This window comes from Tenacibaculum sp. 47A_GOM-205m, from assembly GCF_000518405.1.
Taxonomy (GTDB): domain Bacteria; phylum Bacteroidota; class Bacteroidia; order Flavobacteriales; family Flavobacteriaceae; genus Polaribacter; species Polaribacter lutimaris.
In genome coordinates this window covers 11,971-35,517 of sequence record NZ_JADN01000004.1, presented here as the reverse complement: position 1 = coordinate 35,517, position 23,547 = coordinate 11,971, and the positions used below count along the sequence as shown (strand labels likewise).

The window sequence follows — 23,547 nt, the reverse complement described above, 5'->3', positions numbered from 1 at the left end:
TATTATGGCTAAAAATGTAGCAACCGAAAGGGAAATATTTGGGCATCCTGTAGGATTATTTATGTTGTTCTTTACAGAAATGTGGGAACGTTTTTCATACTATGGTATGAGAGCTTTACTGGTTTTATATTTAATTAGCGAAGTAGCTAGTGATAATCCAGGGTTAGGATGGACTAAAAGTGATGCTAGTAGTTTATATGGTTGGTACACAATGCTTGTTTATATTACTCCAATTATTGGAGGAATTATAGCTGATAAAATTTTAGGATTTAGAAAAGCAATTATCATAGGTGCTGTATTAATGACTTTAGGGCATTTATCGTTAGCTTTTGAACCAATGCCTGCTTTTTACCTAGGGCTTGGTTTATTAATTGTAGGTAACGGATTTTTTAAACCTAATATTTCTTCAATTGTTGGGCAATTATATCCAGAAGGGAGTGATAAAAAAGATTCAGGATACACTATTTTTTACCAAGGAATTAACGTGGGAGCTTTCTTAGGCTCAATCTTATGTGGTTATTTAGGGGAGACTTTAGGTTGGCATTATGGTTTTGGATTAGCAGGTGTATTTATGTTTATAGGGTTAATTCAGTTCCATTTAGCACAAAAAATGTTTGGAGAAATTGGATTAGCACCAAAGAAGGAAATTTCAGAAGAAACTGCAGCAGTAGAAAAAGAGCCATTAACAAAAGTAGAAACACAAAGATTAATTGTTGTTGGTGTTTTAGCGTTTTTCTCTATCTTTTTCTGGGCAGCTTTTGAACAAGCAGGTTCAAGTATGAACATTTTTGCAAGTGAATACACAGACAGAAGTTTAGAAGGAGTTGGAGTTACAATTTTTAAAGTAGTTGGTGCTTTGTTATCTGCTTTGCCAGTAATAATTTTAACTTGGTTATTCATAGGGATGTTCAAGGCAATTGGTAAAACGTATGCTACAGCAATGATGTTTATGGCGTTAAGTGTAGTCATTTTATGGGGAATTATTGGGTACATGATTTACAACCAATTTTTTGATGAAAACCCAGAAGTACCTGCAACATGGTTCCAGAGTTTAAATGCATTATTCATCTTTACCTTAGCACCATTATTTTCTTGGATTTGGCAAAAGTTGGCCAAGACAAAATACAATCCTAACGGACCTCAAAAATTTGCAATAGGTTTAATATTATTAGGATTAGGTTTTATTCCAATGGTAATAGGATCAGCAGGATTAGGTGTTGATTCAGTACAAAAAACAAGTATGATTTTCTTAGTATTAGCTTATTTGTTACATACTATGGGAGAATTAAGTTTATCACCAGTAGGACTTTCTTATGTTAATAAGTTATCACCAAAAAGATTATTAGGTATCATGTTTGGTATCTGGTTCTTCGCTTCAGCGATGGGTAATAAATTAGCAGGATCTTTTTCTAGTTACATGGAAAAAATTGCTCAAGAATCTTCTATGGCAGATTTCTTTAACATCTTAGTTTGGATTCCAATAGCAGGAGGTATAGTATTATTCCTTTTAAGTTTCCCGCTTAAAAAGTTAATGCACGGAGTAAAATAATAAGGAACATTTAACCTCATGATAAAAAACTATCATGAGGTTTGTTATATATAAACTATATATTAAAAAAAATGAGTACAGATATCGAAAATTTATTTAAAGACAAAGTTTTAGGGCATCCAGCAGGGTTGTTCGTTTTGTTTTTTACAGAAATGTGGGAGCGTTTTTCTTACTATGGAATGCGTGCACTATTAATTTTGTTTTTCACTGCTTCACTAATGGATGAAGGTTGGGGGTGGCCTCGTGAATGGGCATACGCAATCTTTGGTACATATACCTCTTTAGTATATCTATCAACAATGGTAGGTGGTTATTTTGCTGATAATGTTATTGGTATTCGTAAAGCAGTAGTTTTAGGAGCTGTTTTAATGACATTAGGTCATGGATGTATGGCAGTAGAAACCCCGTTTTTTATATATGCAGGTTTAGGGTTGCTAGTTATAGGGAGTGGTTTTTTTAAACCAAATATGACTTCTATTATTTCAGAAATGTATAAAGGAAAAGAAGAGAAGAAAGATGGAGCTTATACCATTTTTTATATGGGAGTAAATGCCGGAGCTTTTTTAGGAATTTTATTATGCGGATATTTAGGAGAAAAAGTAGGATGGTCTTGGGGATTTGGAGTTGCTGGTATTTTCATGTTATTTGGAATGTTACAATTTTGGTTTGCTCAAGGGATTTTTGGTAAAATAGGAGATGGTCCTAAAAACAAAAACAATGATGTTATAGATCAAGTAACAGCTGAAGAAGTTAAGGCTAAAGAAGGAAGAAATACATTCACGAGTATTCAAAAAATAATGATAGCAGTGTCTTCGTTGTTGGGTTTAGCTTGGATATTTAATGACCCAATTTCCAAAATTTCTGAAGGAAAATACAATCTATTCCCGTTTGAAGTTGCTGGACTTTCAGGTTCGAATATCGCTATTTTAGTTGCTTTAGGTCTTTTTATTGCTTTATTAGTAATTCGTATTCCTAAGTATACAATCGTATTAAGGGATAGAATGTTAGCGGTAGTTTTCTTTGCATTTGTAACGATTTTCTTTTGGGCCATATTTGAGCAGTCTCCAAGTTCATTAACTGTATTCGCTAAAGATTATACTCAGAGAACACTTGAAGGTAGTGCAGGGACAATTTTTAAGGTAGTTAACTCACTAATGACTATAGTTCCCTTAGGAATTATTACTTGGGTGTTATTTCTATTATTCAAAAAGACTTTTGCTAAGTATGCGTTATCAAATATTTTCTTAGGGCTAAGTTTTGTAATAGTATGGGGTATAGCATTATGGATGCTATATACTGAGTTTTTAAAAGATACAACAGAAGTGCCAGCATCATGGTTTTCTGTTTTAAACTCCTTATTTATTATTACATTGGCACCTCTGTTCTCCAAATGGTGGGAAAGCAAATACAATCCGAATGCAAATATGAAATGGGCAATAGGAATGGTATTGTTAGGTTTAGGAATGGCATGTGTGGCAATAGGTTCTTCAGGTATTGAGCCAGGGGCAAAAACAGCATCAGTTAGTATGATATGGTTAATCTTAGTATATCTGTTCCATACTATGGGAGAGTTATGTATTTCTCCAGTAGGGTTGTCATATGTTTCCAAGTTAGTACCAGGGCGAATGATTGCCTTTATGTTTGGTATTTGGTACTTAGCTGTAGCTATTGGTATGAAATTAGCTGGTGTATTTGCTGAGCATTCTGAAAGTATAGCTAAAGAAAGTGGTTTAAGCAGTTTCTTTTGGTTGTTAACTGCTATTTCTATAGGATTAGCTGTATTGTCAGCAATATTATATCCAGTAACAAAAAAATTAATGCACGGGGTGAAATAACCCTAAATTTAGGTTAAAAGAACTTTTAACAACCTGTCAAGACAATAACTTGGCAGGTTTTTTTGTAAATTTGGAACACTTATTGAGACTTTAAGGATATGAAAAAAATAATATTAGTAGCTGTTTTTACCATTATTTCATTTGGAGTAAGAGCACAAGATGATAAGATTAATTGGTTAACTTTTGAGCAAGCAATGGAAATGAGTGAGAAAGATCCTAAACCAATTATGGTAGATATTTATACTGATTGGTGCGGTTGGTGTAAAAAAATGGATAAAACTACTTATAAAAACAAGGTGATTGTAGATTATATCAATACACATTATTACCCTGTAAAATTAAATGGAGAGGCTAAACATGATATTACATTTCAAGGAAAAACATTTTCTTACCAAGCCCAAGGAAGAAGAGGGTATCACCAGCTAGCAGCTGCTATAATGAGAGGTCAGTTAAGTTATCCTTCAACAGCTTTTTTTAATACAGAAAGACAATTGTTGCAAAATGTACCTGGGTATTTAGAAGAAAAAAGGTTTGAAAAAATACTAGCGTACTTTAACAAAGATAATTATAAGAATACACCTTGGCTAGAGTTTGAAAAAAACTTCAAAAGTGCCATGTAAAAGTTATTCTTTAAAAATATAAGCACCATTTTGGCCAGTATACCAAAATGGTGTTTTTTGTTTATTACAAGTTTCTTTCCATCTATTAATGTATGACTTGTAATTACTACCATCCGCAATAATTTGCTGAGGTTTTAGAGTAGTAATTAATCTATCTAAATTGATTTTAGGACTGTTTTGTAAAATTACAATAGGCTTTCGAATTCCCTTTATTTGATATACTCCTAAACTATCTATTACCAATACCTGCTTATTGTTGAAAGATGTAAAGTTAAATATTGAATCTATATTTTTAGAAAGAATATGTTCGCCAATTCTGTAGGATTGTAAAAGTTTTTCTTGTTGAAGAATAGAATCATTCAACGAACTAAAAATGTGTAGTTCACCGCCATTTCTTTTTCCATAAATTGAGTGTCGACTTTTATGAAACACGATAAACTCACTTTTGTTTACTCGCTGGTATTTTTCATAAAAATAAACTCCTTGTAAAAGAAGAATTGAAGTCAGAAAGAAAACAATACTTTTAGCCGTTTTCTGAACCCAAAGCTGAAACAAAAAGATAATAAATACATACCAAGCCAACATTTCCAAGAAAGACGTCGATATTTCTTTCAATAGAAAATCTTCCTGATGTGAAATCCAGCCAACAAAATAATTCATCAAAGAAATAACGAACCCGTATATATCAGCTATAAATTGAGGTAATATATTGAATGTTGCTAGAAGAATAATTATTATTCCTCCGAACAAAATTGCACTTAAAAAAGGAATGATAATTAAATTAGACAGGATAAACAACCCCGGAAACTGATGAAAATAATACAAACTAATAGGTAATATGCCTGCTTGTGCAGCTATTGAAACCGTAAACAATTGCCATCCTTTGTTTAGAAATCGTAATTTAGGTTTCCATAAATCATAGAGTAATGGTTGTACCCAAACAATTCCAAAAACGGCTAAATAGCTAAGTTGAAATCCAACATCGAATAAAAACATCGGTTTTATCAATAGTAAAAATAACATAGAGCTTATCAAAGAATACTCAATAACTTTACTTCGTTTAAATGATAATCCGATAGCTACAAAAGTAAACATCGTTACGGCACGTACTACTGAGGCTGATAAACCAGCGATAAAAGCAAAAGACCAGAGTAGTATTACAATGCAAACAGTTTTAAGAATCATCCCATACGGAAGTCTTTCCAAAGGCTTAAATAGATAGGAGAGTAGTAGTAACAAAATACCTATATGAAGACCTGAAATAGCTAGAATATGAATAGCACCAGCATTGGTGTAGCTTTCTAATAATTCTTTTGATATTTCTTGACGTTGACCGAGTAATAAAGCATTAATCACTGCAAATTCATTTCTTGAAAAATGATGCTTTTTTAAGGAAGTCTGTATTTTTTCTCTGATACTAGCCGATAAAGCGATTAAAGAAAAACTAGCATTGTTAAGTTGTTTAAACTCATGTTTGCTTAAAAACACTTGATGATAAATATACTGTTTGGCTAAATATTGTTTGTAGTCAAATTGATGCGGATTTAAAGGTGGAGTCAGCTCTTTAAAAGGAGTTTTTATGAAAATTTGATTACCAATTTTTAATGGGGTTTCAGTGCTGTCTTTTTGAATGTTTAGAAGGATATATCCAGTGGTTGTAGTAGAATCAAGCTGAGAGACTTTAGCTACATATTTTGTATAATAATTCCCTGGTTTTAATACTTTTTGTATAGTAAGTATAGAATACGAGCCATCTGTTAATTGATATTCATAATAATTCACATAATTCTTTGGATTATGAATATAGGTGGCGCTAACTCCAATGAAAACAAACAGGAATAAGCTAACTAAACTAAAAATTTTACGCTTTTGAAGTCTTTTTAAGAAATAGAGAATAGCTATAAAACCTAGTAAAGTATAACCTAAATAAAGAAAATTAAATTGCCAAATCTGTGTGTAAAACTGAAGTGTTATTCCGATAATAGCACATAGCAAAAAATGAAAAGGAGGATATGGTAATAGTTTTTTCATAGCCTTTTAAAGTTATGAAAAAAACTATGAATATGAAAAGTATGGCTTTTAGTTATATATTGTTATTAATTATTTTAACTACTTCTCTTTTTGATTTCCAGTTTATTATAATATTCTCATACTTTTCTTTTAAAATGTATTCAATTTCTTTTTGAAGTTCAAATTCATTTTCAATGATTGTAGCATTATAAAAAGAGTGTGTTTTTTTTCCATTTATTAAAATAGGTTCTTTCGGGTCAATCAGTGGTTTCAGTATTTCTATAGCTTGGAATATTATCCACGGAAAAGGTCTAATATGTCTATGCATATGATGATTTAACCAATGGTTGACCCATTCAATTTCATCCCAATTGACATTCATTGAATATTCAACTTTTTTAAGGCTTTTAGCAACTTTGATTAAAGTTGATAATCCTATGTTTTGTCCATTACTTGTGGCAAAATCTATTCCTAATAATCCTCTAATTCGATTTTCTAATGATAACCTTAATGCATAAATAGTTAGTAAATCAGTAGAATAATTGTTTTGATTCTGTTCTTTAATCTGATGATTAAAAAAGAGGTTTTCGGCAAAGCTAAAATGAATAGCAGAAGGAAGTGTATTTGTACTCACTAAGATAAAATCTATGTTCTCATTCTTATCTAGAAATTTAATGATATTCGCAATATCAGCGATTACAATTTTTATCTGTTTTTCTTTAAAATCATCATTAAAAGTTTTAAGGTAGTCAATACTTGATTGCACATGACATCTTGTTATTAAAGGGAATTCTTTATCAGTCCATTTAACTTTAAAGATATTACTTCTTTTACAATTTAATTTTAGGTTTTTTCCACCAATTAAAGTTAGATAATCAATCAGTTTTGTAATATTTTCTTGATTGGTGTTGTAGTATGTGTTTTTTAAAAAATAAGTTTGTTTCAATTAAGTAAGAGTTTTGTTAATGTTTACAAGCGTTATATTGGGTATGAGTTCGTTTTATTGACTTATATCTGTTTATAGCTAAGTTATCTAAATAAGCATAAAAACCAAACAAAAAAAGCAACCTCAAATGAGATTGCTTTTCAATTCTATTTAGTTTTAGAAATATATTATACGATTTCTACAAATAAACCTTCTTCAGTTTTTTCAACCTTTGCAAGGTTATTTTTAGTTAAACCTTTAATAGTTTTGTCCCACTTTTTGTTAGACAAACCACTTTGAGTTTTTAATTCGCTTAAATCTATTTTTTCAGCTTTTTCAATTAAAGTTAACAATGCTTTTTCATCGTCGTTCAATTCAATTGTAGGAGCTTGCTTCTCAGGTTTCATTTGTGGGAAGAATAATACTTCTTGAATTGACGGATTATTAGTTAAATACATAATTAAACGATCCATTCCAATTCCTAATCCAGAAGTAGGAGGCATACCATATTCTAAGGCACGTAAGAAATCTTGATCGATAAACTCACCAGCTTCGTCATCACCACGTGCTGCTAATTTTAACTGCGCTTCAAAACGCTCACGTTGATCGATTGGGTCGTTCAATTCAGAATATGCATTGGCAATTTCTTTACCACAAACCATTAACTCAAAACGTTCAGTTAATTCTGGATTGTCACGGTGTTCTTTACACAACGGAGACATTTCTTTTGGATAATCTGTAATAAAGGTTGGTTGAATGTAGTTTCCTTCACACTTTTCACCAAAAATCTCATCAATTAACTTTCCTTTACCCATCGTTTCATCCACTTCGATACCCATGTCTTGAGCAGCTTTACGGATTTCATCTTCTGATTTTCCGTTGATGTCAAAACCAGTAAAGTGTTTGATAGAGTCTGCCATGGTAACACGCGCATACGGAGCTTTAAAGTCAACTTTGTGTTCTCCAAAAGTAGCTTCAGTAGTTCCGTTCACAGCTAAAGCACAATGCTCTAATAATTTTTCGGTGAATTCCATCATCCAGTTGTAGTCTTTGTAAGCTACATAAATTTCCATTGCAGTAAATTCTGGATTGTGTGTTCTGTCCATTCCTTCATTACGGAAGTTTTTAGAAAACTCATATACACCGTCAAAACCACCAACAATCAAACGCTTTAAGTATAACTCATTCGCAATACGCATGTATAACGGAATGTCTAATGCGTTATGGTGTGTAATAAATGGTCTTGCAGCAGCACCACCAGGAATTGGTTGTAAAATAGGCGTTTCTACTTCAAAATACCCTGCATCGTTAAAAAACTGACGCATTGCATTGAATAATTTTGTACGCTTTACAAACACTTCTTTTACTTGTGGATTTACAACTAAATCAGCATAACGTTGACGGTAACGCATTTCAGGATCAGTAAAACCATCAAACGTATTTCCTTCCGAATCTACTTTAGGTAGTGGTAATGGTTTTAAAGATTTACTTAGTAATTTAAAATCTTTTACCATTACAGTAATTTCTCCAACTTGAGTTTTAAATAACTCACCTTCAATACCTACAAAATCACCAATATCTAATAATTTTTTGTACACTTCGTTGTACAAAGTTTTGTCTTCACCAGTACAAATTTCGTCACGGTTAAAATATACTTGCACACGACCTTCGCTATCTTGTAATTCAGCGAAAGAAGCTTTTCCTTGAATACGACGTGACATTAATCTACCTGCAATCACCACCTTTTTTCCTTCTTCAAACTCCTGTTTAATCTTTGTTGAATTTGAATTTAAAGGAAATAAATCAGCTGGGTAGGGATTGATGCCTAATTCTCTTAGCTTCCCTAACTTTTCTCTACGTACAACTTCTTGTTCTGATAATTGCATGGGTTAATTTTTATTAATTTTTAATGAAGCTGCAAAGATACAATCAATTGCAGAATTAAACAACGCTTAACAGATTCACATTTTTTGTAAAAAAAGAATAAAAGTTTGCAAACTTTAAAAAAGGGTGTATATTTGCAGGCTGTCTAATTTTAAAAGGACAGCATTTAGTTGTGTTGTTAGGTACTTTAAATAGTACCATGGTTTTGTTAACCAATGGAAAGCTTCCCTGAGATGGGTTGCTTTTTTTTTGCATTAAATTTAAGTGTTTTTTAGAAGCTATTTCCCGCTTTTCGCACTCGCTCTCTGCGAGGAGCTCAAACAAATGCTGCAATCGGGGCTAAATAGTTAATTATGAGAATCGTCATTTCTACCGAAGAGAGAAATCTTAGAGTTATCAGCTAGAATTGAAATATAGATGAAGTTCTTTTCTAAAAGAAAGAATTACTGTATTCAAAAAACTTCACAATAAACAATACTAAGTATACTGTAGCAATAGAAAATTTAATAGTTGCCGATGCTAAAAAACCTAGAAAAGCACCAAATGAAGCTTTAATAGCTCGGTTGGTATCTTTACTGTCATAAATTAATTCACCAACTAAAGCACCTACAAAAGCACCGATTAAAATTCCGAAGGGAATTGGCGTAAACAGTCCAATAATTAAACCTATAGTAGTACCATATACTCCATATTTTGTACCTCCAAAACGTTTGGTTCCCATAGCGGGTATAAAATAATCAAGGATAAATATAATAATAGCAATAGCTAAGGTAATTCCTAAAAACGTCCAGTTTTGAGGGATAACACTTGTTAAGTGTAATAATAATAAACCTACCCAACTAGTAATAGGTCCTGGTAATACAGGTAAAAATGATCCAACCATTCCTAAACAAGCAAATACAAACCCTAGTATAACTAAAAATATATCCATTAATTTTTTTATTAATAAGACGAAGATATTAAAGCTTTGTTACATATTTATTAACTAAAAAATTAGTTTAAACTAATTTTTTAGTTATATTTGTTTCAGAAATATGTCACAAGAATATTATGAGTAAACAATTAACCAAAGCAGAAGAGCAAATAATGCAGGTATTATGGGAACTAAAAATAGCTTCTGTAAAAGAAGTAATAGAACAGTTACCAGAACCAAAACCTGCATACAATACTGTTTCAACTATTATCAGGATTTTAGAAACTAAAGAGTTTGTAGGGCATAAGCCAAAGGGTAGAGGATATGAGTATTATCCGCTAATAGAGAAGGCTGAGTATAGTAATGAGAGCTTGCATAAGCTTATGGACGGCTATTTTGGAGGTTCGTTTAAAAGTATGGTATCGTTTTTTATGAAAGAAAACAAAATGGATATCCAAGAACTCGAAAGTATTTTAAAAGAGGTGAATAAAAATAAGGAGTCATGATAAACTATATTATCCAAGTTATATTATTTCAAGTACTTTTTGTAGCGGTGTATGATTTCTTTTTAAGTAAAGAAACATTTTTTACAAAAAATAGGTGGTATTTGCTAAGTACAGCGGTGTTGTCCTTTGTGTTGCCATTGTTGAAAATTCCAACAGTTCAAAAGGCGGTGCCACAAGAGTATTATATTTTATTGCCTGAAGTAGTTTTATCTCCACAAAAAGTAATCGAAAAAGCTGCTTGGTATCAATCTGTTAATTATTTAGATCTACTATTTTGGATTGGATGTTTATTGTTTTTTGTAGTGTTTTTAATAAAGTTAGAACGAATCGTACGATTGGTCTTACAATATGGGGTTGCTAGAAAAGAAAATTATAAATTGGTATTACTACCAAAAGAAACTAAGGCATTTTCATTCTTCAATTATATTTTTTTAGGAAAGGATATTCCATCATCAAAGCAAGAAAAAATCATTCAGCACGAATTGGTACATAGCGAACAAAAGCACACATTAGATCTGCTGTTTTTTGAGTTTTTAAAAATTATTATGTGGTTTAACCCAATGGTGTATGTGTATCAAAACCGCATTTCGCTGGTTCATGAATATATTTCAGATGCTGTTGTAGCCAGCAAATCAGATAAAAAAGAAAACTATATAAACCATTTACTCACCGATATTTTTCAGGTCGAGCATATTTCATTCATTAATCAATTTTATAAACATTCATTAATCAAAAAACGAATTATTATGATGACGAAAGCACAATCAAAAAAAGTGAAACAATTAAAGTATTTGTTGTTAATTCCGCTCTTAGGAAGTATGATTTTATATACGGCATGTTCAAGTGAAACAAGTAATGTTGAGCAGCAAAAAGAAAATTCAGTAATGTATTTAGATGAGTCAGGAATTAATAAGCGAATTTTTGAATCAAAACAATCTTATATGGATGTGTATATGGGGATTGAAGAACCTAAAACAAAAGAAGTGCAATTAAAAGATCTAACGAGTTTAGAGTTGTCCGAATACAACGAAGTTGTAAATAGGTTTAAAGAAAAAGGTCAAGACATAGACTTAAAAGTTTATGAAGGGTTTGAAAATAAAGCTCGTAAAGTTTTATTTATGGATATGAGTGTTTCACTTAAAAAAATTAAATCTAATAAAGGAAGCATAATAGAGGGAGACGATGTTCCTTTTTCACTTTTAGATAAAGTACCAACGTTTCCTGGATGTGCAGAAGGAGATAAAGACTGTTTTCATAAAAGTGTGAGTAAGTTTGTTCAAGATAATTTTGATATGTCGATAACTAAAGATCTTGGGCTTTCTGCAGGAAAAAAACGAATTTATGTTCAGTTTAAAATAGATAAAGAAGGTAAAGTAATAGATGTAAGAGCAAGAGCACCACACCCAGCATTACAACAGTACGCGGAAGAGTTGGCACAAAAATTGCCGCAAATGGAACCAGGTGAGTATAGAGGTAAAAAAGTTCAAGTAGGGTATACCTTACCAATTACTTTTGAGGTGAAATAAAATAAGTATCTTGGTCACAGATAACCAATGAATAATATCAAAAATAGAAACGTGAAAAATAAAATTTTACTTATTGTTTTTGTACTAGGAATAATAAAAGTCGAGGCGCAAGTTTCGGCTTTTCAAACTATTGATAGTTTACTAAACAAAGGACGCTATCAAACAGCATTAACAAAGTTACATGAGTTGGATACTACTTTTCAATCAACTTCAAAAATAGCAGCAATTTATGCTTCTATAGATAATAATAAGCAAGCTTCTAAATATTATGAGCAAGCATTGGCATTGCAAGACGATTATACTGTAAAAGTAAATTTGGGAAAAGCGTATCAAAAAGAAAAAAAATTAGAAAAGGCAATTGAAATTTATGAAGGAATTGTAAATGAAGATGCCGAAAATTTGTTGATACAGTATCAACTAGGAAAATTATACGCAAAAACCAAACAACCAGCTAAGTCAATAGAGACTTTTAAGAATATAATTCAGCAAGATAGTACCAATGCAAACTACTATTATCAATTAGGGGTTGGATATGCAATGTTGAATAAAAGAAATTTAAAAATTAATAGCTTTTTAGAAGCTTATAAAAATGATGAAGAACATATTAAATCGATTCATCAATTGGCGTTAGCTTATACTTTTTTAAGAGATAAAGATTCTGCAAGTATTTTTATTAATAGAGGATTAGAAGTAGATCCAAATCACATAGCTTTAAACAAGCTTAAAATTAATAATCTATACAGAAAAGAAAAGTATAAAGAAGCAATTAAACTATTAGAAAAGATAGATTCTATAGAACCTAATGAACATTATACTCAAAAAATGTTAGGGCGCAGTTATTTTAATTTGAAGAAGTATAAAAAAGCAAAAGAGTATTTTAATAAAGCACTTAAAATAGATCGATCAGATTTTAAAGCATATACTTATTTGGGAGATATCAACTTTGCGCAAAAAAAGTATTATAAAGCGCAGTTAGATTATATGATGGCAACCTTTGCAGGTAAAGAACCTAGAGATGTAGAGTATTATCAATTAGCTAGAGTTTATGAAAAATTAGGAAATCCTAAAGAAGAGTTGAATTTTTATAAAAAAGCGGTAGAAGAAAACAGGAAAAATTATAAGGCTTTGTATCAGTTAGCAAGAAAGAGTGAAAACTATTATGAGGATAAAAGAATAGCGTATAAGCATTATAAAAATTATGTAAATCGTTTTGAAAGAGAGGATTCTTCTATGACTGAACATGCAAAAGATAGGATAGAAGAAATTAAGAAGTATTATTTTTTACAAGGAGAAATTTTAGATTAGTGGTAAAATCCGTATATTCATCTTAAAATCAATAAGATGAATATACGTTATGTAGTTTTTTTGCTTTTACTAACTACTTCTTGTGATTTTTTGTCACTACCTAAACAAGGGAATCTTCAAGCTTTTGATACTATAGTAGATTTTACGAAAGTAGATGTTTCCCCTGCTTTCAATAGATGTAGAAGTCTTTCAGAAGAAGAAAAATCAAAGTGTTTTAGAGAAGAAATCCATGAAAGGTTTGCTAAAAGTTTACAAGAATATTCTTTCGTAATACAAGAAGGAATAGAAGAAGAGGTGCTTATCGACTTACTAATTAATGCAGAAGGTAAATTTATATTGAAAAATATTACAGCATCGGAGGATGTTAATCAGCAGCTTCCAGAGTTAGACAGTATTTTAAAATTTACTATTGAAAAATTACCACAAATACAACCAGCAACAAAAAGAGGTATTCCTGTAGTTACGCAATATCACTTGCCATTAAAAATTCAAACAAAATGAGTTTAGAGTTTTAACAGTTCTTCAACAAAGCTACGCTCATTAGATAATCTCGGAACTTTGTGTTGCCCACCTAATTTCCCTTTTTCTTTCATCCAATCGTAAAATAAACCTTTGCGGGCTTGATGTACTTTAGGCATTGCCAAGGTCATATTGTTATAACGTTTAGCCTCGTAATCAGAGTTACAATTTTTTAAAGCGTTATCTAACATTTCAGTAAAGAAGGCAAGATTTTTAGGAGGTTTTTCAAATTCAATGATCCATTCGTGAGCTCCATTTTCCTTTCCATTCATAAAAATAGGTCCAACGGTATATTCTTTTATTTCACTATTGGTTTTATCGCTAGCGGATTTCAGTGCTTCTTCAGCATTTTCAATAATCAATTCTTCACCAAAAACGTTGATGTGATGTTTGGTACGCCCAGTAATTTTTATACGATAGGGATCAGTTGAGGTAAATTTAACCGTGTCTCCAATTAAGTAACGCCATAAACCACCATTAGTAGTTATTACAATAGCATAGTTCACATCTTTTTTAACTTCGGATAAAGGAATTGCGTTAGAGTTTTCTCCATCGTATTGATCCATAGGAATGAACTCATAAAAAATTCCGTAATCTAACATCAATAACATTTCGTCAGAGTTGTTCCGATCTTGAATAGCGAAGAATCCTTCAGAAGCGTTGTAGGTTTCATAGTATTTAAAATCGTTTTTCGGAATTAATTTTCTATACTGTTCACGATACGGGTTAAAGTTGATTCCTCCATGAAAGTATACTTCCAAATTAGGCCAAACTTCTAAAATATTATCCTTTCCGGTTTTTTCTAGAACTTTGTTTAGCAGAACTAGCATCCAAGAAGGAACTCCTACTAAACTGGTAATATTTTCATGAATGGTTTCGTTTATAATAGCTTCCATTTTGGTTTCCCACTCACTCATCAATGCTGTTTCTTGTCTTGGAGCAGAGCTAAAATCTGCCCAAAAAGGCATGTTTTCAATAATAATTGCCGATAAGTCTCCGAAATAAGAGTTGTTGTCTTCGTACACAGCTGAGCTTCCACCTAAACGAAGGCTTTTTCCTGTAAACAATTTAGCATTTTCATTGTTGTTAATATACAAGCACAACATGTCTTTTCCTGCTTTGAAATGGCAATATTCAATAGCTTCATCACTTACAGGAATAAACTTACTTTTTGCATTGGTAGTACCGCTAGATTTTGCAAACCAACGAATTGGCGTTGGCCAAAACAAATTTTGTTCTCCTTTTCTACAGCGTTCAATAAGTGGTTCAATACTTTCGTAACGCTGAATAGGAATGTTATTAGCAAAGTCGGAGTAGTTTTTAATTGAAGCAAAGTTTTGTTGTTTTCCGAATTCAGTATTCTTAGCAGTACTTACGAGTTTGAGTAACAATTCATCTTGCACATCAATAGGATACTTTAAAAACAACTCTACTTGATGTTTACGCTTTTTTAAGAACCAAGAAATGATTGAATTTATAAATGGAAACGTCATAGTTTAACTCTTAATTCAATTTTTTTACAGTAAGTTTGTGAAGCTAAAAGTAATAAAATTTAAGACATGCAATACCAAGGAGTTTTAAAAAAAATGCCTACCGAGAATCTTACAACTGTTCAGTATTATTTAGAGATGCCATCTGGTTATTTGAATATGAATCAGTTATTGAATAGAGACATGTCTTTAAGTTTTGTTACTTATGAGTGTTTAAACTGCCATTTAGAAAAGAAAATTTATCGTCAAGGTTTTTGTAAGAGCTGTTTTTTTGAAATCCCTACTGCAGGAGATTGGATTATGCGTCCTGAATTGAGTAAAGCGCACTTGGGAGAGGAAGATAGAGACTTAGAGTATGAGAAAAAAGTGCAGTTACAACCGCATATCGTGTACTTAGCAAATTCAAGTAATGTAAAAGTTGGTGTAACTAGAAAACAACAAGTGCCAACTCGTTGGATAGATCAAGGAGCACATGAAGCTATTGAAATAGTTGAGGTGCCAAATCGATATTTAGCAGGAATAACAGAAGTTGCTTTAAAAGAGCATGTAGCCGATAAGACCAATTGGAGAACGATGTTGAAAAACGATATTAAGGATGAAAATTTGGTGGAGTGGAGAGAGCGTTTACAAGAGTTTATTCCTGAAGAAGCGAAAGAATATTATATAGCTACGAATACGGAAACAAATATTCAATTTCCTGTAGAAAAATACCCCAAAAAACCTAAGAGTTTAAACTTAGAAAAGCAAGAAACTTATACTGGTAAATTGGTTGGTATAAAAGGACAATACTTAATTTTTGAAGACGAAACGGTGTTTAATGTTCGTGCTAATGAAGGGTTAGTAGTGAAGATAGAACTTTTATAAGAAGTCAATTTCTCGTTGAATATTTTTTCGAGCAGTTTTTTCAAATTTTTTATAGAAATATTCAGTTTTAAATATGTTATCCATGGTTAAAAAATGCTTTAGTGCTTTTTTTCGACCAGAATTGTAAACTAAGTTAGGATAGACAACGTACTCTTTTCTTACATTTTTATAGTATTGCTCGTATGTTTCCCAATTCGCGCCTAAAATAGCTAAATCAGCATCGGTAAAATAATTAGTATCAGTATCTTCTGATAGCTTATGGTGTTTTGTAGCCAAAATTTGATTTTCACACCTTTTAATAATTTCTTGGGGAACAGAAAGTAGTTGCATTCTTTGAATAGCGAATTCAGCACTCTTTTCTTCGTTATTACTTTTTAATGAATTGTAGATTACATCGTGATAGAAAAGAGTAAATAAAATGGTGTTCCAATGGTTTATTTCAGTTTTTATTGGAGTAAGTTGAAAAAGTAAACTCTCAAGGTGTTTTAATGTATGATAGTATCGCTTTTTGCTAGTGTAATTTTCAACGATTTCTTCCCAAAGAGTTAGGTGTAGTGTTTTGTCACTTGAATAATTAGCAGCCAAACTTAGAAAAGTGTTTTTTAGCATAAGTAGTAATTAGATAAAAAAAACGGGGATATCCCCGTTTTTTTAATTCTTGATAGCAACTTGGTGGTTATTCATTCGTAACTCACTCAATACATTTAATGCTTCATTAATGTAAATGTCTTTTTGTAAGTTTTTATGCCAAGTAACGCGTTTTTCTTCTAAAACCGTATCTTTTTTAAATAGGTTCAATTCGTATTTAGGTGATTTAAATGTTAAATGAGAATCGAATTTAAAAATATCTTTGAAACTTTCCCCTTCTTTAACTTTTGCTTCACCTTCTTTTTTAAAGGTCTCGTAATTTAATGAGTATATTCTTTCGTCTTGGTTTTTCTTTAACCATTTTGCATACTCGTTTATCTTATTGAATTTTTCATTACTCATTACACGTTGCTTACTATTGTAAACAACATCAGCAAAATTGCTATAGGTATTGGTAGCAGTATAATTAGCCTGCTTAACTTTATCCCATGGTAAAGCACCTTCCAAATCACGCTCACCAAAATCCATGTAACTATACCTGCTTGGTAGTGAAATGTCAGAATAAACACCTTCAATTTGTGTAGAACCACCATTAATTCTATAAAACTTTTGAATGGTCATTTTTAAAGCACCTAAATCGTCAGGGTATTGCTCATAAAAACGATTGATTGGTAACACGTTTTGTACGGTTCCTTTACCATAAGTTTGTTTACCACCAATAATAACTCCACGTTTATAATCTTGCATAGCTGCAGCAAAAATTTCTGAAGCAGAAGCAGAGAATTCATTTACCATTACTACTAATGGACCTCCCCATTGTATTTTAGAATCAGTATCATTTTTTACCAAAGGGTCTTCCCCTCGATACTTTACTTGTACTATAGGTCCTTCTTTAATGAATAAACCTCCAATTTCAATGGCTGTTTTTAATGAGCCACCTCCGTTATCACGTAAATCAACGATTAAACCTTCTACATTTTCTTTCTTTAAACGCTCAATTTCTTGCTCCATGTCTTTTGCAGCATCTCTTCTGCTTAAGTCATTGAAATCAATATAAAATCTTGGAAGGTTTATTACTCCGTATTTTTTACCGTCCTTTTCAACAATACTCGATTTTACAAAAGTTTCTTCAAGTTCTACCACATCTCTAATAATAGGAATAATCTTAATAGAACCATCAATTTTTTTCTTAACGGTTAAACGTACCTCTGTTCCTTTTTTTCCTTTTATAAATTTAATAGCATCATCTAAACGCATTCCTACAATATCTAGAGGTTCTTCGTCTCCTTGAGCAACTTTTAATATGATATCATCAGCTTCTAGTTCTCCTTGTTTCCAAGCAGGTCCTCCAGAGATTAACTCAACAATATGTGTGTAAATTCCTTTCTTTTGTAAACGAGCACCAATTCCCTCAAGTTTACCAGACATTTCTTGGTCGAAACGTGTTTTAATGTTAGGTGACATATAAGTTGTATGTGGATCAAAACCACTTACCACACTGTTTAAGAAAGTAGAGTACCAGTCAGAATTTTCCAATTCTCCAATACGCATGTACAAATCGTCCATGTTTTTTAATACTTTCTTTCTAGCTTCAACTTCTAATTCTTTAAAAGATTTCTTTTTAAAGTTTTTATCTTTTTTAGCCTTTTCGTTTTGCTGTGCTTCAGCATCTTCTATATTGCTTAAAATAGATAGTTTTAATTGTTTTCTCCAGTAATCAGTTAATTCGGTTTCATTTTTAGCATAAGGAACCTTGTCGTAATCAATATCAATTACCTCATTTTTTTTGTAGTTAAAAGGTTGTTTTAATAAAGCACGATAGTTTGCTTTTCCTGATTCCATTTTTTCAAGGAAACGATTATAAACTAGTTTGTAAAAATCAATGTTAGATTCTCTTAATTGATTATCTATTTGATATTTATATTGAGAAAATTCTTTTAAATCTTCTTGCGTAAAATAGCGTTTACTTGGGTCTAAACCATCAATAAAAGTAGTGTATACATGTTCAGAAAAATCATCATTCAAATCTTTTTGAACATAGTGGTAACGACTTAAAATATTTTTTAAAACATATACTATAACTCTATCTTTTTCTGGGTCATTATTAGGAAGTGTATTCGAGCTAACAGAGTTCGAAAATAATAATGTAATTGCTAAAAATGGAATAATAAACTTCGTCTTCATAAAACCTTCTATCTTTAAATTTGTGTTGGGTAGTTTAGTTGTGTTGCTAAGCTACTAAAATAATGCCAATTTTTTAAGTTTTGATGCTTTTTATAAAAGCAGCGATTTAATTTATATACTCTTAATTCAAACTTTAGGTTCATTCAAGTAAGTAACATTACTATTTATCTAAAAATACTTAGATAATTATATTGTGTTAGATTGAAATAATAGCACAAAAAGCCGAAATAATGAAAATAGAGAGATGAACAATAATTTGTGTCATGACGCTTGTGTTTGATTACCACAATTTTACACATAAAATAAACGAATCTGTCTTTACGAAATGTTAAAAAAAGAATCCTTTTTTTGTGTTACATTTGTTGTAAAACTTACATACCATGCAAGACAGACCTTTAATTTTGGTTACTAATGATGATGGAATTACTGCTCCAGGTATTCGAATGTTGATTGAAATTATGAATAAAATAGGAGATGTAGTAGTTGTCGCTCCTGATAGTCCACAAAGTGGAATGGGGCATGCAATTACAGTAAATAATGTCCTACATTGTAATCCAATTACCATAGATGAAGGTCCGCAAATTGAATACAGTTGTTCGGGTACTCCAGCCGATTGTGTAAAAATGGCAAAGAACGAAATATTGAATCGTACACCTGATTTATGTGTTTCAGGAATTAATCACGGGTCTAATTCTTCCATTAATGTAATTTATTCAGGAACAATGAGTGCTGCTGTTGAAGCTGGTATTGAAGGAATTCCAGCTATAGGTTTTTCATTGTTAGATTTTGATTGGCATGCCGACTTTAGAGCTGCACGTAAGTTTATAGAAAAAATTGCGTTAAATGTTTTACTAAATGGTTTACCAGATGGGGTGATTTTAAACGTAAACATTCCGAAGTTAAAAGAGAAAGATATTAAAGGAGTTCGTATTTGTAGACAAGCAAATGGATATTGGAAAGAAACGTTTGATAAACGTAAAAGTCCGTTTGGAAAAGAATATTACTGGCTATCAGGAGAGTTTGTAAACAGAGATAAAGGACAAGATACCGATATTTGGGCGTTAGAAAACGGTTATATTTCTGTGGTACCTGTTCAGTTTGATATGACGGCACATCACGCAATTCAAAAATTACATTCATGGGACATATAAAGAAAGAAATAGCCATAGGAATTTTAGTATCGTTATTGGCAACAGCATCTGGTTTTTTTGTGTATATACAATACATTTCACAATCAGACATATCTGAAACACTAAGCAAAATAAAAGAAGGAGGTATGTTAGGATCGGTAATAGCATTATCGGCAATACCTAATTTATTTGTGTTTTGGGTCTTTTTAAAAAAGAAACAAGATTATAGAGCAAGAGGAGTGTTAATAACTACGATTGCAGTAGCTTTATTAACCGCAATTTTAAAATTTTTCTAATTTTAGTAGATGAAGTATTACATTCTTGTAGGAGAGGCTTCGGGTGATTTACACGGAGCAAACTTAATGAAGGCGTTGTTGAAACAAGATCCGAAAGCAGACATTCGTTTTTGGGGTGGAGATTTGATGCAAGAAGTAGGAGGTACGTTGGTTAAACATTATAAAGAACGTGCTTTTATGGGGTTTGTTGAGGTGTTGATGAACTTACGAAAGATTTTGGGTATGATTTCTTTCTGTAAAAAAGACATTGCTCAATTTAATCCTGATGTACTAATTTTTATAGATAACTCAGGCTTTAATCTTCGTATTGCTAAATGGGCAAAGCAACAAGGTTTTAGAACCAATTATTATATTTCTCCACAAGTTTGGGCAAGTAGAGCAGGTAGGGTAAAAGATATTAAACGTGATATCGATGAAATGTTTGTGATTCTTCCGTTTGAAAAAGAGTTTTACAAAAAGTACGGATACAATGTACACTTTGTAGGACATCCTTTAATTGACGGAATTGCTGGTAGAAAGCAGGTGTCGATAGATAAATTTAGAAAAGAGCATGATTTAGGCTATAAAGAAATTATAGCATTATTACCTGGAAGTAGAAAACAGGAGATAACCAAAATGCTATCGGTAATGTTATCGTTGGTAGATGATTTTCCTGAGTATCAATTTGTAGTAGCAGGTGCTCCTAGTCAGTCGTATGAGTTTTACAAAGAAATTATTGGCGATGCGAATGTGAAGTTTATCAATAATGAAACCTACGATTTATTAAGTATTTCGTATGCTGCTTTGGTAGCGTCAGGAACTGCAACCTTAGAAGCAGCACTATTTAAAGTGCCTCAAGTAGTTTGTTATAAAGGAAGCAACATATCGTATCAAATAGCAAAACGAATAATTACGTTAAGTTATATATCACTTGTCAACTTGATTATGGATAGAGAAGTGGTAAAAGAATTGATTCAAAATGATTTTACGAAAGAAAGCTTAAAGTATGAGTTAGAGCGTATTTTAGAAACAGAACATCGTCAGCAATTATTTTTATCGTATTTCGATTTGGAACAAAAACTAGGAGGTAAAGGAGCCTCTGCTAAAGCAGCAAAATTAATTGTTGATGGAGTAAAAAAATAAAACACCTATGATTAAAAAAATCCTCTTTGTATGTACACTGTCGTTTTTAATGATTTCTTGTGGATCGTCAAAAAATGTGAGTGGAACTTACCAAAAAACAGCATCAACAATTACTCCTAAAGCAGTTGATGTAGCAAGTGTTAAGTCAGAAGCTACTGAAGAGGTTAAGGTGAACGAAGTAACCGTTGCCGATAAAATTATATGGACAGCAGTTACCTACAAAGGAGTTCCGTATCGTTTTGGCGGAATGACTAAAAAAGGAATGGATTGCTCGGGGTTAATTTTTACGTCATTTCAACAACGAGATGTATCCATAGCTAGAAGTTCTCGTGAAATGTATCGACAAGGTGAAAGAATTTCGTTACGAGAAGTGCAAAGAGGCGATTTATTATTTTTTAAAACAAGAGGGAGGAAAGGACCTATAAATCACGTAGGTTTGGTAACTTCTGTTGATAATGGGGATGTACGTTTTATTCACTCTACCACTTCGCAAGGAGTTATTGTAACCTCACTACATGAAAACTACTGGAAACGAGCTTTTATAGAAGCGAAGAGGGTGTTGTAAACGGTTTTTACTAATGTCTGTAACATCTTCCGCTACAGTTAGTTGTTCTATTTCTACATCTAGAACCCTTTTTTGTCCTTCCAGTGCATTGAGTACTTGAACATTTACTTTTATAAGTTTTATCTTTAGAATAGTTAAAAGATTTCGAAGTAGTGTTTTTTTTGAAAGAATTATAATATTCTTTTTTTTGACTTAATAAATTAATTGGAGGCTCTAGATTTGAAATAAAAGTAAATCCAATCTTGTCTTTAATTTTTACTTTTAGATAAATATCTTCTTTACCTATAACAAGAAGTTTTTCTCCATCTTTAATTTTGGCGATAATTCTCCCTCCTTTAATTTTGTTTTTTACCTCTAAATACTTTTTATAATAAGGGAGTTTAACTGTGATTTCATAACCTTCAGCCTTAATAATCTTGATTATTTCTTTTTCTGCATTTTTTATTTTTTCATCTATGATGCTTTTTTCTTCTTTAAGGTTGTTAATTAAGATTTCTAAACTATCTATTTTAGTTTGACAAAAAATATTAGTTGAAATTAATAAAATCAGTATTAGTAAACTTGTCTTTTTCATGTTAATTTTTTTTAACGAGTAGTTAATTTACTAATTTAATTTTTTGTCTATTAATAACCAAAACAAAAAAGCAACCTCACTAGAGATTGCTTTTTATAAATATTATTTAGCAGAATAATTAATTCAACATTTGCCATAATTTATCTTTCAGTTCTGTTAAGCCTTGTTGGGCAACAGAAGAGATAAAAATAGTTTCAATACCTTCTGGTAAATCTTGTTTAATTTCTTCTTTTAATTCGTCGTCTAACATATCCGATTTCGAAATAGCTAACAAACGATCTTTATCTAACAATTCAGGATTGTGTTTGCGCAATTCATTTAGCAAGATTTCATATTCTTTTTGAATATCTTCACTATCGGCAGGAATTAAAAAGAGTAGGGTAGAGTTACGCTCGATATGACGTAAAAAGTGATGTCCTAAACCTTTTCCTTCAGCAGCCCCTTCAATAATTCCAGGAATATCTGCCATTACAAAACTTTGATGATTACGGTATTCTACAATTCCTAAGTTAGGTTTTAGGGTTGTAAAGGCATAATCAGCAATTTTCGGTTTTGCTGCGGTAATAACTGATAATAACGTTGATTTTCCAGCATTTGGGAAACCAACTAAACCAACATCAGCTAAAACTTTTAACTCAATACGGTACCAACCTTCCTGTCCGTCAATACCTGGTTGAGCATAACGAGGTGTTTGGTTGGTTGATGATTTAAAGTGCCAGTTACCACGACCGCCTTTACCACCTTCTAATAAGATGATTTCTTGTCCGTCTTCAATAACTTCATGTAAAATTTCGTCAGTATCAGCATCACGGATAATAGTACCTAACGGAACAGGAATTATAACATCAGCACCATCATGACCTGTGCTACGACTAGCACTACCATCACCACCATGTTCTGCTCTAAAATGACGTTTAAATTTTAAATGGAAAAGTGTCCACATATTCTTATCGCCACGTAAAATTACGTGTCCACCACGACCACCATCACCACCATCAGGACCACCTTTGGTGATATACTTTTCGCGATGTAAGTGAGCAGATCCACGACCACCTTTACCAGATGATGCGTAAATTTTTATATAGTCGACAAAATTTCCTTCAGTCATTGTTTTGGGTTTTAGGTTAAAGATAAAAGGCAAA

General features: G+C 31.7%; 21 protein-coding genes. 12 read left to right on the top strand and 9 right to left on the bottom strand.

The window, feature by feature from the left end; genetic code table 11:
* Nucleotides 1-4: 4 nt before the first annotated feature.
* From N534_RS0103690 to N534_RS0103680, 3 genes are all read left to right on the top strand, one after another.
* A complete protein-coding gene (locus N534_RS0103690) occupies nucleotides 5-1,549 on the top strand; it encodes a peptide MFS transporter (RefSeq protein ID WP_038005472.1) in 1,545 nt (514 codons plus the stop codon).
* Between the two features lie 71 nt (nucleotides 1,550-1,620).
* On the top strand, nucleotides 1,621-3,384 hold the full coding sequence (locus N534_RS0103685) for a peptide MFS transporter (protein WP_028891192.1): 1,764 nt from the start codon (nucleotides 1,621-1,623) through the stop codon (nucleotides 3,382-3,384).
* Nucleotides 3,385-3,482: 98 nt separating this feature from the next.
* On the top strand, nucleotides 3,483-4,004 hold the full coding sequence (locus N534_RS0103680; RefSeq protein WP_028891191.1) for a DUF255 domain-containing protein: 522 nt from the start codon (nucleotides 3,483-3,485) through the stop codon (nucleotides 4,002-4,004).
* Nucleotides 4,005-4,007: 3 nt separating this feature from the next.
* On the opposite strand, the gene N534_RS0103675 is transcribed toward N534_RS0103680, so the two are convergent.
* From N534_RS0103675 to N534_RS0103655, 4 genes are all read right to left on the bottom strand, one after another.
* Entirely contained in the window at nucleotides 4,008-6,035 is a 2,028-nt protein-coding gene (locus N534_RS0103675) for a ComEC/Rec2 family competence protein (RefSeq protein ID WP_028891190.1), read from the bottom strand.
* A gap of 52 nt (nucleotides 6,036-6,087) precedes the next feature.
* A complete protein-coding gene (locus N534_RS0103670; RefSeq protein WP_028891189.1) occupies nucleotides 6,088-6,960 on the bottom strand; it encodes a hypothetical protein in 873 nt (290 codons plus the stop codon).
* Between the two features lie 167 nt (nucleotides 6,961-7,127).
* Nucleotides 7,128-8,825, bottom strand: a complete 1,698-nt coding sequence (gene lysS, locus N534_RS0103665) for a lysine--tRNA ligase (RefSeq protein ID WP_028891188.1) — start codon at nucleotides 8,823-8,825, stop codon at nucleotides 7,128-7,130.
* 428 nt (nucleotides 8,826-9,253) lie between these two features.
* Nucleotides 9,254-9,754 (bottom strand): DUF456 domain-containing protein, encoded by a 501-nt coding sequence (locus tag N534_RS0103655; RefSeq protein ID WP_028891186.1) that lies wholly within the window; start codon nucleotides 9,752-9,754, stop codon nucleotides 9,254-9,256.
* Between the two features lie 119 nt (nucleotides 9,755-9,873).
* Between N534_RS0103655 and N534_RS0103650 the strand changes: the two genes are divergently transcribed.
* Genes N534_RS0103650 through N534_RS0103635 form a run of 4 tightly spaced genes read left to right on the top strand, consistent with a single transcriptional unit; the run spans nucleotide 9,874 to nucleotide 13,574 of the window.
* Nucleotides 9,874-10,242: a BlaI/MecI/CopY family transcriptional regulator gene (locus N534_RS0103650; protein ID WP_028891185.1), complete on the top strand. Its 369-nt coding sequence runs from the start codon at nucleotides 9,874-9,876 to the stop codon at nucleotides 10,240-10,242.
* Nucleotides 10,239-11,768, top strand: a complete 1,530-nt coding sequence (locus N534_RS0103645; RefSeq protein ID WP_028891184.1) for a M56 family metallopeptidase — start codon at nucleotides 10,239-10,241, stop codon at nucleotides 11,766-11,768. Before N534_RS0103650 ends, N534_RS0103645 begins: the two co-directional genes overlap by 4 nt.
* A 51-nt stretch (nucleotides 11,769-11,819) precedes the next feature.
* Nucleotides 11,820-13,073 carry a tetratricopeptide repeat protein gene (locus tag N534_RS14995; RefSeq protein ID WP_028891183.1) on the top strand — a complete coding sequence of 418 codons (1,254 nt, stop codon included), beginning with the start codon at nucleotides 11,820-11,822 and terminating at the stop codon, nucleotides 13,071-13,073.
* Between the two features lie 36 nt (nucleotides 13,074-13,109).
* Nucleotides 13,110-13,574: a hypothetical protein gene (locus N534_RS0103635; RefSeq protein ID WP_028891182.1), complete on the top strand. Its 465-nt coding sequence runs from the start codon at nucleotides 13,110-13,112 to the stop codon at nucleotides 13,572-13,574.
* Nucleotides 13,575-13,576: 2 nt separating this feature from the next.
* On the opposite strand, the gene N534_RS0103630 is transcribed toward N534_RS0103635, so the two are convergent.
* Nucleotides 13,577-15,085, bottom strand: a complete 1,509-nt coding sequence (locus tag N534_RS0103630) for a GH3 auxin-responsive promoter family protein (RefSeq protein ID WP_028891181.1) — start codon at nucleotides 15,083-15,085, stop codon at nucleotides 13,577-13,579.
* Nucleotides 15,086-15,151: 66 nt separating this feature from the next.
* Between N534_RS0103630 and N534_RS0103625 the strand changes: the two genes are divergently transcribed.
* Complete coding sequence (locus N534_RS0103625; protein WP_028891180.1) at nucleotides 15,152-15,946, top strand: DUF2797 domain-containing protein; 795 nt, start codon at nucleotides 15,152-15,154, stop codon at nucleotides 15,944-15,946.
* On the opposite strand, the gene N534_RS0103620 is transcribed toward N534_RS0103625, so the two are convergent.
* Together N534_RS0103620 and N534_RS0103615 are read right to left on the bottom strand one after the other, a co-directional pair.
* Entirely contained in the window at nucleotides 15,941-16,555 is a 615-nt protein-coding gene (locus N534_RS0103620) for a hypothetical protein (RefSeq protein WP_051435836.1), read from the bottom strand. The two genes, N534_RS0103625 and N534_RS0103620, sit on opposite strands and share 6 nt — an antisense overlap.
* A gap of 42 nt (nucleotides 16,556-16,597) precedes the next feature.
* Nucleotides 16,598-18,718 carry a carboxy terminal-processing peptidase gene (locus N534_RS0103615; protein WP_028891178.1) on the bottom strand — a complete coding sequence of 707 codons (2,121 nt, stop codon included), beginning with the start codon at nucleotides 18,716-18,718 and terminating at the stop codon, nucleotides 16,598-16,600.
* A 380-nt stretch (nucleotides 18,719-19,098) separates the two neighbouring features.
* Here N534_RS0103615 and surE point away from each other — a divergent pair, with 380 nt between their 5' ends.
* From surE to N534_RS0103595, 4 genes are read left to right on the top strand one after another with little or no spacing between them, the layout of a single operon-like run.
* Nucleotides 19,099-19,869 carry a 5'/3'-nucleotidase SurE gene (surE, locus tag N534_RS0103610; RefSeq protein WP_028891177.1) on the top strand — a complete coding sequence of 257 codons (771 nt, stop codon included), beginning with the start codon at nucleotides 19,099-19,101 and terminating at the stop codon, nucleotides 19,867-19,869.
* The gene (locus N534_RS0103605) at nucleotides 19,857-20,144 is read left to right on the top strand and encodes a hypothetical protein (RefSeq protein ID WP_028891176.1); all 288 of its coding nucleotides are present in this window, start codon (nucleotides 19,857-19,859) and stop codon (nucleotides 20,142-20,144) included. Before surE ends, N534_RS0103605 begins: the two co-directional genes overlap by 13 nt.
* A 9-nt stretch (nucleotides 20,145-20,153) precedes the next feature.
* Nucleotides 20,154-21,266, top strand: coding sequence for a lipid-A-disaccharide synthase (gene lpxB / locus N534_RS0103600; protein ID WP_028891175.1), 1,113 nt, complete (start codon nucleotides 20,154-20,156; stop codon nucleotides 21,264-21,266).
* Between the two features lie 7 nt (nucleotides 21,267-21,273).
* Nucleotides 21,274-21,831 carry a C40 family peptidase gene (locus N534_RS0103595; protein WP_028891174.1) on the top strand — a complete coding sequence of 186 codons (558 nt, stop codon included), beginning with the start codon at nucleotides 21,274-21,276 and terminating at the stop codon, nucleotides 21,829-21,831.
* A 10-nt stretch (nucleotides 21,832-21,841) separates the two neighbouring features.
* On the opposite strand, the gene N534_RS0103590 is transcribed toward N534_RS0103595, so the two are convergent.
* Together N534_RS0103590 and obgE are read right to left on the bottom strand one after the other, a co-directional pair.
* Nucleotides 21,842-22,405, bottom strand: coding sequence for a hypothetical protein (locus N534_RS0103590; RefSeq protein WP_028891173.1), 564 nt, complete (start codon nucleotides 22,403-22,405; stop codon nucleotides 21,842-21,844).
* Between the two features lie 118 nt (nucleotides 22,406-22,523).
* Nucleotides 22,524-23,513: a GTPase ObgE gene (obgE, locus tag N534_RS0103585; RefSeq protein ID WP_028891172.1), complete on the bottom strand. Its 990-nt coding sequence runs from the start codon at nucleotides 23,511-23,513 to the stop codon at nucleotides 22,524-22,526.
* Nucleotides 23,514-23,547 lie beyond the last annotated feature (34 nt).

Excerpts from the sequence above, each read along its gene's own strand:
- N534_RS0103690 (WP_038005472.1), top strand. The coding sequence starts at position 5 with ATGGCTAAAAATGTAGCAACCGAAAGGGAAATATTTGGGCATCCTGTA.
- N534_RS0103685 (WP_028891192.1), top strand. The coding sequence starts at position 1,621 with ATGAGTACAGATATCGAAAATTTATTTAAAGACAAAGTTTTAGGGCAT.
- N534_RS0103680 (WP_028891191.1), top strand. The coding sequence starts at position 3,483 with ATGAAAAAAATAATATTAGTAGCTGTTTTTACCATTATTTCATTTGGA.
- N534_RS0103675 (WP_028891190.1), bottom strand. The coding sequence starts at position 6,035 with ATGAAAAAACTATTACCATATCCTCCTTTTCATTTTTTGCTATGTGCT.
- lysS (WP_028891188.1), bottom strand. The coding sequence starts at position 8,825 with ATGCAATTATCAGAACAAGAAGTTGTACGTAGAGAAAAGTTAGGGAAG.
- N534_RS0103655 (WP_028891186.1), bottom strand. The coding sequence starts at position 9,754 with ATGGATATATTTTTAGTTATACTAGGGTTTGTATTTGCTTGTTTAGGA.
- N534_RS0103650 (WP_028891185.1), top strand. The coding sequence starts at position 9,874 with ATGAGTAAACAATTAACCAAAGCAGAAGAGCAAATAATGCAGGTATTA.
- N534_RS0103645 (WP_028891184.1), top strand. The coding sequence starts at position 10,239 with ATGATAAACTATATTATCCAAGTTATATTATTTCAAGTACTTTTTGTA.
- N534_RS0103635 (WP_028891182.1), top strand. The coding sequence starts at position 13,110 with ATGAATATACGTTATGTAGTTTTTTTGCTTTTACTAACTACTTCTTGT.
- N534_RS0103630 (WP_028891181.1), bottom strand. The coding sequence starts at position 15,085 with ATGACGTTTCCATTTATAAATTCAATCATTTCTTGGTTCTTAAAAAAG.
- N534_RS0103625 (WP_028891180.1), top strand. The coding sequence starts at position 15,152 with ATGCAATACCAAGGAGTTTTAAAAAAAATGCCTACCGAGAATCTTACA.
- N534_RS0103620 (WP_051435836.1), bottom strand. The coding sequence starts at position 16,555 with ATGCTAAAAAACACTTTTCTAAGTTTGGCTGCTAATTATTCAAGTGAC.
- N534_RS0103615 (WP_028891178.1), bottom strand. The coding sequence starts at position 18,718 with ATGAAGACGAAGTTTATTATTCCATTTTTAGCAATTACATTATTATTT.
- surE (WP_028891177.1), top strand. The coding sequence starts at position 19,099 with ATGCAAGACAGACCTTTAATTTTGGTTACTAATGATGATGGAATTACT.
- N534_RS0103605 (WP_028891176.1), top strand. The coding sequence starts at position 19,857 with ATGGGACATATAAAGAAAGAAATAGCCATAGGAATTTTAGTATCGTTA.
- lpxB (WP_028891175.1), top strand. The coding sequence starts at position 20,154 with ATGAAGTATTACATTCTTGTAGGAGAGGCTTCGGGTGATTTACACGGA.
- N534_RS0103595 (WP_028891174.1), top strand. The coding sequence starts at position 21,274 with ATGATTAAAAAAATCCTCTTTGTATGTACACTGTCGTTTTTAATGATT.
- N534_RS0103590 (WP_028891173.1), bottom strand. The coding sequence starts at position 22,405 with ATGAAAAAGACAAGTTTACTAATACTGATTTTATTAATTTCAACTAAT.
- obgE (WP_028891172.1), bottom strand. The coding sequence starts at position 23,513 with ATGACTGAAGGAAATTTTGTCGACTATATAAAAATTTACGCATCATCT.